This window comes from Paenibacillus sp. P22 (assembly GCF_000469945.2).
Taxonomy (GTDB): domain Bacteria; phylum Bacillota; class Bacilli; order Paenibacillales; family Paenibacillaceae; genus Paenibacillus_O; species Paenibacillus_O humicus.
In genome coordinates this window covers 1-8,635 of record NZ_CBRA020000163.1, presented here as the reverse complement: position 1 = coordinate 8,635, position 8,635 = coordinate 1, and the positions used below count along the sequence as shown (strand labels likewise).

The window sequence follows — 8,635 nt, the reverse complement described above, 5'->3', positions numbered from 1 at the left end:
GGCGGCGGCGGCGGYCGCGCGGCTGCGGGAAGCCAACAGCTCCGTCCGCGTCTTCCCCGCAATCGCCGACCTGACCCCCGGCAGCGCAGAGAGCCTCCTTGCCGGTGCGGACATCATCGTGGACGGCACGGATAATTTCTCCGCCCGCTACCTGATCAACGACTATGCCGTCAAGCACGGCATTCCCTGGGTATACGGAGGAGCCGTCGCTTCGGGCGGCATGACGATGACCGTCATCCCCGGAGAGACTCCTTGCTACCGCTGCCTGTATCCCGCTCCGCCCGCGGGCGGCATTGCCGACACATGCGAGACGGCCGGAGTGCTCTCCCCGCTCGTCGACATCGTCGGTTCCCTGCAGGCGATGGAAGCCATCAAATGGCTGACGGGGAACAGGCAGGCTATGAGCGGATCGTTGCTGCAGCTGGATGTGTGGCGCAACTCCTGGATGCAGGTATCCGCGGGGAACGCTCGCAGGGAAGACTGCCCCTGCTGCGGGCAAGGGAGGTTCGCTTTTCTCGAGGAGCCGCAGCAAGAGTCGTCCGCCGTCATGTGCGGCCGCTCTACCGTGCAGGTCACGCCTTCCCGGCCGCTCGGCCTGGACCTCTCCCGGCTCGCTTCGAGGCTGGAGTCCAGCGGGCGCGCGGAGCTCGGTCCCTATAGTCTCCGCTACCGATCCGAGAGCGGATTGACGGTCATTATTTTCCCGGATGGAAGGGCATTAGTCCAAGGTACTCAGGACCCTATTAAAGCAAAGGGCCTTTATACCGATATATTAGGTGATTAGAATCAACTTTCGCCCTATGCTTCCTGTATTTAGGATTATTTAGATAAGGGTGGGCAGCAGAATATAAACACTGTCGAGGTGCAGCATGAGGGTGCATGTATCGGAAATCAAGGAAGGCGATCGGCTCAGCAGCGACGCCTTCAACCAGTTCGGACTGAACGTCATGTCCAGCGGCACGATGCTGCGGTCATACGAAATCAGCAAGCTGTTGCAGCACGGAATCGATTACGTGGATTTGGCGGAGCCTCCGGAGGCAGAGATCGCCGAATTCGCGCACAGGACGATCGAATCGGGGTTGTCGCCCAAATGGCTGCCTGCCATGAAGCCGCTTTATGAGAGCGCCATCACCGGCTGCGAGAATTTGTTCCGCCAGGCGGCAGAGGAAGGAAAAGTAACGGAGGAGGATGTCGAAAGCAGCTTCCATCCGCTCTTGTCCGGATTCCAGATGGAGCGCGACGTCGTCTCCATGCTGCTCCTGCTGAATACGTCGGACGACTACACGTATCAGCATTCGGTTCAGGTCGGAATGCTGTCCTATTACCTTTCCTCCTGGATGGGGTATGAGGAGCAGGAATCGCTGCGCATCGGCAAAGCCGGATTTCTCCATGACATCGGCAAATGCAGGATTCCGAAGAGCATCCTGAACAAGCCGGGCAAGCTCACTCCGGAAGAATACAAGGAAATCAAGCGCCATACCCTGTATGGAGAAGAAATCATCCTTAATTCCTACGAAGACCCCTACCTCTCCACGGCTGCCCTGCAGCATCACGAACGCATGAACGGAAGCGGATATCCTCATGGAATCAGCAGCGAGGACATCTCTCCGATCGCCAAGATCGTAGCCGTCGCAGATGTGTACAGCGCCATGATCTCATCCCGCGTCTACCAGGAAAAGCGCGACCTGCTCTATGTGCTGCGGGAGCTGTACCGGATGAGCTTCCATGAGCTCGATCCGATGACGACCCATACCTTCATTCGGCATATGATCCCCAACTTCATCGGCAAGCGGGTCGACCTCGACTCCGGGCAATCCGGCATCATCGTCATGACCCATCCTACGGAGTTCTTCCGCCCGCTCGTTCAGATGGAGGAAGAGTTCGTCGACCTGACGCTTGAACGCGAGTATGAGATTACCCAGGTTTATATGTAAAAAAAAGACCGCCTCCGGATGTTCCGGCGGCGGTCTTCTATTGAAAAGGGGATCCAGAGGAGTCATCGTCCAACGGATTCCTTGGATCGTTAGGTCAGATTTCCAGGCTCATGATGAATTGCTGTCCCAGACTGCCCGTCCGTCAGCGGCCGGTATCCTTGAAGCCGGTTTTGAGATGTACAGCCGCTGGGCCGCCATGTTCTTGCCGTTCACGGCCAGCACGGCATCGCTGCGGCCGGGAAGCTCCCGATGGACAAACTCCGCCAGCAGCTCCAGCGCTGCGTTGGCGTATCCGGGTCCCTGCATTTAATGGCTGCATATGCCGAGAATGATTTTGAAGGCTCTCCTGTTTTTGCGCGAGCGCTTGAAGCCTTGCCTCGAATCCATAATGAGCACCGTTCTTCCCAGCCACAGCCTGACGTAGATGGACTGAGGCTTGATCGGTCTCGCGATTCCCCGCTGCTCCTGTTCCGTACCGTCAGGGAATTCGGTTTCCGTGCGGAGAAGCCATCGGTTGCCGTACCCGAATTCAATATACTTCAACGGAACGCCTCCCTGGAATTTGCTGCAGCTTCCATTATGGGAGAGTTGGAGCGGAGTTGTAAATGAAAAGAGCATTCTTCTATGAAAACTTTAGAGGTCATAGAAGAGCGCGAGGGGCCGCTCCGCCGGAGGAGGAAACGAATGCCCGCATGAAGAGTGTTCCGGCCACGGTGCCGGATCAGGAAGCGGGGATTCCGGCGCAAGCGCGGAGTGCCTCCGCCATGACATGGTACTTGGCTGGATCGCGCCCTTCCGCCTTGGCCTTGTACCAGGCCGGCGACAGCCAGTTGTAGATGATCTCCTGGCAGTTGCTTTTCGGGAGAGACAGCCCGGCTGCTGCCCCGCGAACATTGGCGGCCAGCCGCTCGTAATGGGCGGCCGCGGCCTTGTCCCCGGCGAACAGCATGAAGTGGCGGGCGGGCTGGATATAGGAGACGATGAGGAAGTCGCCTATTTCTTGCAGCAGCTTCGGCAGCTGCGGCTGCGGCTTGGTTGGCTGCGGGAGTGCCGGAGCGGATGCCGGCTGCCCCGGTAGGGAGAAGCTGGACGCCGCCATGGCTTTCCGCACATCGGCTATGAGCTCGGCGAACGATTTCCCGCCCCAGGCCAGCGATTGCTCGCAATCCTGCTTCCGCATCGGATCCAGCTGCCGGTGGGTCACGATGTGAGCGGATGGATCCAGTTCCCACTTGCGGCAGCAGAAGGCCAGATACCAGACATAGCGGCCGTACGCGGCTTTAAAGTCGATTCCTCCTCCATAGCAGAGCTCGACTCCGAGCGCGGCGTCGTTGGCGTCGTAGCCGAATCTCTCATTGTCCGTTGTCACATTCCGTATGACATGCCATGCTTTTTCGGCCGCCTGGTCGCCCGTCCCTGTTGGGATGATCTCCAGAATCCGTTTGTCGTCGATGAAGACATGCGCGGATGCCGTTCGATTCCTGAGAGTGTCGAAGTAACGAAAATGCGCATCGGCGCCTGCGCCCGGATTGCCGGTATCATGCGCAACTAAAAAAGCCGGGCAGCCGGTGATGAGCCGGGTGCCTGGCCTTGTGTTCGAGCGTACCGCAACGTAGCGGCGCTCAATCGGATAGTTAGTTTCGTCCATGGGAATCCTCTCCGCCGGCAACGGCCTCCGCCGTCTGCCGGTACATCTGGTTGCCGTACACGGCAACCGCGGCGCACAATACGCCTTGCACGGCCGTATTCGGGCTCCAGCCAAGCGACGCGCCTGCCATAGCGATTCCGACGGCGGTAACGGCGTAGATGATGCTCCAGCCCGGAATTCTAGGCGTGCGCTTAAGAATGTAGCCGGATATCCAGCAGAGAAGCAGCACCCCTCCAAGCTTCGGCGAGATCCATTGACTTGCGATCGTCCAGTCCATTGCTCTCAGCTCCCTTCGATAAATTTAAGGACCAGCCCAAGCAGCGTCGCGGCCAGTCCGATCAGTCCAAACGAGGTCGTGATGATCCAGCGCTGCCCCTGCTTCATCGCCTCGAGCTGCCCGCGCAGCTCGTCGATCCGGTGATGCGCGGCTCTGGCTCGCTGGCCAGCCTCGCGGGCCATATCATCCGACTTTTCCAATCTCTCCACGAGACGGCTTACGCTGCCAGCCATATCCGTGAGCGCTTTCGTATTTACTTCCTGGAGAGTCTCCAGTTTTATGACCTGAGAGGAGATCGACTGCAGCTGCGCGGCTGGAATGTCTATGTGAATTCTCCTTTCAGCAAAAAGAGCGCCTAAGCGGCGCTCTCTGCTCCTGTGATTTCAACTGCCTGTTCCTGCGTGATCTTGCCGAGGATGACAAATCGATGGACTTGGGCTGTGGTGTAGCAGCCAAGGTCGTAATACCTCTTAATCGTTGCGTACCAGTCCACTAGAGTACACCTCCTTCTACGAGCTGGAGAAGCAGATCTGCATGATCCTGCTCGGCTATTTGAATTCGCGCCTTCGACTCAGCCTGCTGGAGTTGAAGCAGCATGTTGTCCTGCTCCGCCTGCTGCTGTCGAGCCTGCGTCTCTGCCAGATCGAGCAGAAGGGCGGCATTATTCGCCTGCAGCTGCTCGATCGGGGAAGGCTCCGGCGGTGGTGGCTGCAGGGCCTCGATTTCTTCCGGAGTCAGACCCTCGATCCAGAATGCTTGAGCGACCGGAGCCAGCGGCCGTTCGCCGCGCATGTCCGATAACGATTCCCAGGACGCCAGATCATCTCTATATGCCGCAAGGGCAGCCTGGTAGGCGTCATAGACTTCACGGGCGAAGCGTGGCCGGTACAGGCCGGACGGTACCGGCACTGCGACGCGGTAGCCATTAAGCTTAAGCTCTGGCTGCTCGTCACCCTTCGGAACTCCCTGCGTTTCGTAGATCGGCAAATATCCCGTCTCGCGGTCGTCCACAAGGGCGACATCTGCGAGCAGGCCTTCAAGGTTTGTAATTATGGCTTCTTTCATGTGGGCCTCCTAATCTAAAGGAAGTATTGCGTTGATATAGTTGTAATTTTCACCATTTGTGCCGGTTGCAGCGTTGAGGGCAATAAATACCCTGCCATCAGGATCAATGCATAGATTGGATGTGACAAAGCCACTGTTTATAGCCGCAGGGTTTGCTGTCGAAAAATTTGAGATTGGTCTAAATTCTTTAGGAAGTAAAAATATTGGATTGTAAAGATTCCCTCCGCAAACAACACCTTTAATTTCCAATAGATTGCCCACTTTTTTGTATTGTGGCCTGTACTTGTCCTGATTGCTATAAAGTTGCCACCCATTTAATAGCGTCGGCGTGATCCATTGGGGTACTTTGGCTTGTACTGTTCCATTTTCAAGCACAGATACTCGCCCCATAAGCTGTTGAGAGGCTTTAACCAATCCGTCCGTAACCTCGCGTGCGTTTGGTGAATATAGCGTCGTAACGATCGTCGGGGCGATACCGATTTGATAAGTGTCAAGTGCAAGATAGGTGACTTCGTAGACGGCAGATAGGTCAAAGTTGCTCTCCAAGATATCAGCCCTTGCAGAACCGTAAGCTGAACCGTCTGATATTCCAGAATAGGCAGTCCAAAGTTTGTCGAGCAATCTATTTTTAAATATAGCGACAATAGATTTAGCTCTATTCTTAAATTGGTTGCCTGACGGGATATTAACATTAGCGCCATCTTTAAAGTTAAGGTGTCGGTTAGAATAATTAGTAGCACCTGATGGAATTGCCCGTTCTCTCATAACAGCCCCCGTACCAACTTCGATGGTGTTGGCTCCCTCGGTCAGCATGAGGCTACCTTCAGAGCGAATGGGTTCATCCATTTGTACTGCGAGTTGGTATTGGAGACGGTACTTAAAATCTGCAATCCCTTGCTGTATAGGCAAAGTAGCGGTGACTCCTCCGACAGTACCGTCTAAATTCATCACCCACCAGTACTTGGTCCCGGATGTGTAGAGCGTGTTTGAATTTGTTCCACTACCAGACATCTTCCATCCATAAAAGTAAGCCTTGATCTCGTCCGTTGTTGGCGTATAGCTGTCGCCCCAGCCGGAGTCTGCCGCAGCAATGGAAAGAAAAAGCGTAGATACGTTTACGGTTTGCATATCCCCGGAAGTTGGCTGAACTCCATCCGCTTTTTTGACCAGTATTTTGCCATCATATTTGGTGATGATGCCCGAATCAGCTTGCGGCGTTTTCAATGTCAACTTTACTTCTTTAATTCCTGTGTATGTGTTCGCATACGACCAGTTTAAGTCCCCAGTCAGATCCATTGATTGAAACATCCGAATAACTCTAGTTTGCCCCGTGTTGTCCGTGTACAGTTCGTCGTAGACGCTTCCGTCCAGGTTAGAGGCTAGGTTGGCATCAGGATAAAAGGAATATTGCTCATTTTGCCGCTCATAAGGTATTGCACTCGATCCGAGGCTCAGCGTTACATTTTTAATGGTGAATGGTGAAGACTGAGCGCCTGCTTTATAGGCTCCGATTACATATTTTGTTGCGGATGTGGTCGTGAAAGACTTTCCAGAGGTTAAATTGGCAACAAATGAACCGTAAACTCCAAGTTCATAAACGTAAACGGCACTCAAAACGCCGGAAGCTGTATATGTCGTATTTGGCAGCAGGTCAACAATCGTTGTCAACATTGCGGATGACCCAACTCCAACTGTAATCTGCACCTCGTCTGGACTGATGACGGCAATGCTGTTTGCCTTATACTGACCATCCGTCCTACCATTTGTCCATTGGATAATTGGTGGGAGCAAGTTATTACCGAGTTGTTTGATGTAGATTCCGTTTACGTTTTTCATGTCATCTACATAAGGGAAATAATTTGCTACCTGTGCAACGTTAAAATTAACAAGCGATATGGTTGCCACATCGCTTTCTGAGATTTTATATAGTCTTGCGCTATCTATATTTATGGAATCACCAGCATTGCCAGAAATACTAATATAAGGCAAAAAGCTGTTCGTGCCAGGGGAAGTAATAGAAAATACCTTAAAAATCAATATTTGAGTTTCAAATGCTGCCCCAGTGGCAGTCGATCCGGTTTTATAGGTGGAATAGGAAACTCCAACACCTTCGATTTTGAGCGTAGCAAGAGATCCCTTGATATCTGCTATAAAAGCGTAATTATCGCCGACCTGTGGAATTATCCTCTGGGAATTAGAACCTGGAAAGTAATTTGCAAAGGTGCTCGTGGTTTTAGTGAATTTAATGCTCGATTGACCTTGTGTAAAATTGGCTGTATCGAGAGATATGCTGCCGCTTGTTGCGCTATTAGGTACAATACTTTCACAGCCTCCGTTTCTCCCAAAGAGATTAACAAGCGTCCGACCCTTGATACTTGAAATATTCAACGGCGTGTCTCGCGGAACGGTTACGATTTGCTGCCCCGGAACCAGGGAGATGCCAACTGAATTGGCATTCGTCAAATCAGCCTGAAGGGGCTGCACGGCCGCATCCACCGTATCTTTCCGAGCGATATCATCCGCTGCAGCAGGAGCGGCCACCTTGGCACGACCCGCGCTATCGCGAAGAATTATACGCGTTGGCGTCGCAGCGCTAGTCGCTCCGTCCAATTTGGACTTGTCCTCCGTTGTGTAATCGTTTGAGGAAAGCCCTTTGCCAGAGGACTTATCGACCTTTCCCCCTACTGCCGCATCGAGCTTGTCCCAGTTATTGTTGAGCATCGTCTCGATGTTGAAAGTATCCTCGCCGTCAGTCAGCGGATTTTTTTTTGTACAGATTCAAATTCGGTGTTTGACCAGGCATGCTCTCATTCCTTCCCTACCGCCCGTATTCTCATATTTTGAAATGATACCGAGATGATGCAGCAGCTCTCCGCCATCTCTCAGAATGCTTACTTGCAGCATTCATTTCCCCTTTTCCTCCAGAAAAGGTGCAAAATCAGAAAGCTTCCTAAGCTCCAGATTCTGAAGCTTGAGCCCTTCTACCTCTCTCACCAATAAATACCGAAAAACATACTTCACCAGCAAATGGGCCGGCAGGACCTCGCCGACCGCCGCCTTGAGATCGGCCAGGTTAGGCGGCAGCCCCAACGTGCTGACGAAGCGGATCGTGAAGGTGCCGATCGCCGGATCGTAGCCGACCTCGATCTGTCCGTTCTCGTACGCTTGGGCGACCGACTTGAGCAGCTGCCCGCTGAACTTGCCGAAGCCGCGGATCTTGGACAGCACGACCGCCCTCCGCTGCTCCAGCGGCATGACCGATTGCGCGGTTATGCCCAGCTCCCCGCTCCCAATCCTCCAGCCCCCAGGTTGCGGTCGAGGCGAAGCGCTGCTGCAGCTGCTCCGTCAGCTCGGCGCGCAGCCGGGCCAGCTGACTTCCTTCGGCAGCCGCAATCGCCTGCATCTCCCGCACATCCTGATAGAACTCCGGCCATTCCGCCATCAGCGCGGAGGCGGCGGCCGGAAAATCAGCTATCCCCCTTAATGATGCGAAGCCGTCATTCACGCAGAGTCACCGCCTTCAGCGCTGCCACGGATCCGGCCGGGACCGCAACATTGGCGCTGCCCGAATTCAGCATCAACGAGGAGGAGGAATAATCCTGAACGCCCGGAGTATCCAGCATGCAGCGTTCAAGGATCCGTTCAGCGCTTCATCGTGCCGTATACGGGAAAGCTCCTTCGAGCTCGATCGTGGTGAGCACCAGCTCGGCG

The 8,635-nt window shown here is 54.3% G+C and carries 11 protein-coding genes and 1 pseudogene; 2 read left to right on the top strand and 10 right to left on the bottom strand.

Annotation, left to right across the window (positions count from 1 at the left end; all coding sequences use genetic code 11):
- Together BN871_RS20335 and BN871_RS20330 are read left to right on the top strand one after the other, a co-directional pair.
- A partial coding sequence (locus tag BN871_RS20335; protein ID WP_048748550.1) for a ThiF family adenylyltransferase occupies positions 1-784 on the top strand: 784 nt, incomplete at its 5' end.
- Positions 785-869: 85 nt separating this feature from the next.
- Entirely contained in the window at positions 870-1,934 is a 1,065-nt protein-coding gene (locus BN871_RS20330) for an HD-GYP domain-containing protein (protein ID WP_048748549.1), read from the top strand.
- Positions 1,935-2,042: 108 nt separating this feature from the next.
- Here the strand turns inward: BN871_RS20330 and BN871_RS20325 are convergent, their stop codons facing one another.
- The 10 genes and pseudogenes from BN871_RS20325 to BN871_RS30020 all read right to left on the bottom strand — a co-directional run.
- Positions 2,043-2,240, bottom strand: coding sequence for a hypothetical protein (locus tag BN871_RS20325; protein WP_021881137.1), 198 nt, complete (start codon positions 2,238-2,240; stop codon positions 2,043-2,045).
- Complete coding sequence (locus tag BN871_RS20320; protein ID WP_048748548.1) at positions 2,241-2,477, bottom strand: DUF3977 family protein; 237 nt, start codon at positions 2,475-2,477, stop codon at positions 2,241-2,243.
- A gap of 178 nt (positions 2,478-2,655) precedes the next feature.
- Entirely contained in the window at positions 2,656-3,582 is a 927-nt protein-coding gene (locus tag BN871_RS20315; protein WP_048748547.1) for an N-acetylmuramoyl-L-alanine amidase family protein, read from the bottom strand.
- Positions 3,569-3,859: a phage holin family protein gene (locus tag BN871_RS20310; protein WP_048748546.1), complete on the bottom strand. Its 291-nt coding sequence runs from the start codon at positions 3,857-3,859 to the stop codon at positions 3,569-3,571. The genes BN871_RS20315 and BN871_RS20310 overlap by 14 nt, the downstream gene beginning before the upstream one ends.
- Positions 3,860-3,864: 5 nt before the next feature.
- On the bottom strand, positions 3,865-4,092 hold the full coding sequence (locus BN871_RS20305; protein ID WP_021881141.1) for a hypothetical protein: 228 nt from the start codon (positions 4,090-4,092) through the stop codon (positions 3,865-3,867).
- A 122-nt stretch (positions 4,093-4,214) separates the two neighbouring features.
- Entirely contained in the window at positions 4,215-4,352 is a 138-nt protein-coding gene (locus BN871_RS27080; RefSeq protein ID WP_021881142.1) for an XkdX family protein, read from the bottom strand.
- The gene (locus tag BN871_RS20300; protein ID WP_021881143.1) at positions 4,352-4,924 is read right to left on the bottom strand and encodes a hypothetical protein; all 573 of its coding nucleotides are present in this window, start codon (positions 4,922-4,924) and stop codon (positions 4,352-4,354) included. The genes BN871_RS27080 and BN871_RS20300 overlap by 1 nt, the downstream gene beginning before the upstream one ends.
- Before the next feature lie 9 nt (positions 4,925-4,933).
- Complete coding sequence (locus tag BN871_RS20295) at positions 4,934-7,645, bottom strand: hypothetical protein (protein ID WP_048748545.1); 2,712 nt, start codon at positions 7,643-7,645, stop codon at positions 4,934-4,936.
- A 183-nt stretch (positions 7,646-7,828) separates the two neighbouring features.
- Positions 7,829-8,152, bottom strand: a complete 324-nt coding sequence (locus BN871_RS29315) for a hypothetical protein (protein WP_232313225.1) — start codon at positions 8,150-8,152, stop codon at positions 7,829-7,831.
- Between the two features lie 115 nt (positions 8,153-8,267).
- Positions 8,268-8,327 (bottom strand): annotated as a pseudogene (locus tag BN871_RS30020) (hypothetical protein); the annotation flags it as partial.
- Positions 8,328-8,635: the final 308 nt, after the last annotated feature.

Coding starts and splice junctions, on each gene's coding strand:
- BN871_RS20330 (WP_048748549.1), top strand. CDS start 870: ATGAGGGTGCATGTATCGGAAATCAAGGAAGGCGATCGGCTCAGCAGC.
- BN871_RS20325 (WP_021881137.1), bottom strand. CDS start 2,240: ATGCAGGGACCCGGATACGCCAACGCAGCGCTGGAGCTGCTGGCGGAG.
- BN871_RS20315 (WP_048748547.1), bottom strand. CDS start 3,582: ATGGACGAAACTAACTATCCGATTGAGCGCCGCTACGTTGCGGTACGC.
- BN871_RS20310 (WP_048748546.1), bottom strand. CDS start 3,859: ATGGACTGGACGATCGCAAGTCAATGGATCTCGCCGAAGCTTGGAGGG.
- BN871_RS20305 (WP_021881141.1), bottom strand. CDS start 4,092: ATGGCTGGCAGCGTAAGCCGTCTCGTGGAGAGATTGGAAAAGTCGGAT.
- BN871_RS20300 (WP_021881143.1), bottom strand. CDS start 4,924: ATGAAAGAAGCCATAATTACAAACCTTGAAGGCCTGCTCGCAGATGTC.
- BN871_RS20295 (WP_048748545.1), bottom strand. CDS start 7,645: ATGCTCAACAATAACTGGGACAAGCTCGATGCGGCAGTAGGGGGAAAG.